Source organism: Coprococcus intestinihominis (genome assembly GCF_040096555.1).
Classification (GTDB): domain Bacteria; phylum Bacillota; class Clostridia; order Lachnospirales; family Lachnospiraceae; genus Coprococcus_A; species Coprococcus_A intestinihominis.
The window spans coordinates 1-531 of record NZ_JBBMEK010000547.1; the positions used below are offsets into that span (position 1 = coordinate 1).

Sequence of the window (531 nt, forward strand, 5' to 3'; positions counted from 1 at the left end):
TCTTGCATTGGATACAGAAGAAACTTCTTTGTAACCATTCATAGATGGAATAGAAATCTCGATATCGTATGTTCTTGCCATAGATGCAGAACAATCACCTGCTGCCAGTTTCACAGTTCTGAAGTGGAAACCAAGGCCTTTAACAAGGTTCTCAGCTTTTGTTACGAGTTCTTCAAACGCTTCATCTGACTTCTCAGGCAGTGTGTACTGGAACATCTCTACCTTGTTGAACTGATGGCCTCTGACCATACCTCTTTCGTCCGCTCTGTAAGAACCTGCTTCTCTTCTGAAACATGGTGTGTAAGAGAAGAATTTCTTCGGCAGATCAGCCTCTGTCAGAATCTCATCTCTGTAAACAGATGCCAGCGCAGCTTCTGCTGTAGGCAGCATGTAATGAATTCTGCCTTCATCTGTCGGATTAGCAATCTTATAAACTTCATCTGCAAACTTAGGGAACTGACCTGCTGTCAGACCACACTGATATTCAAGCATGTATGGCGGCATGATCATCTCATAGCCATCAGCCAGATG

General features: G+C 43.7%; 1 protein-coding gene. It reads right to left on the reverse strand.

Annotated elements, in window-relative coordinates:
• A partial coding sequence (locus tag WMO25_RS18765; RefSeq protein WP_349086768.1) for an aminoacyl--tRNA ligase-related protein occupies positions 1-531 on the reverse strand: 531 nt, incomplete at both ends.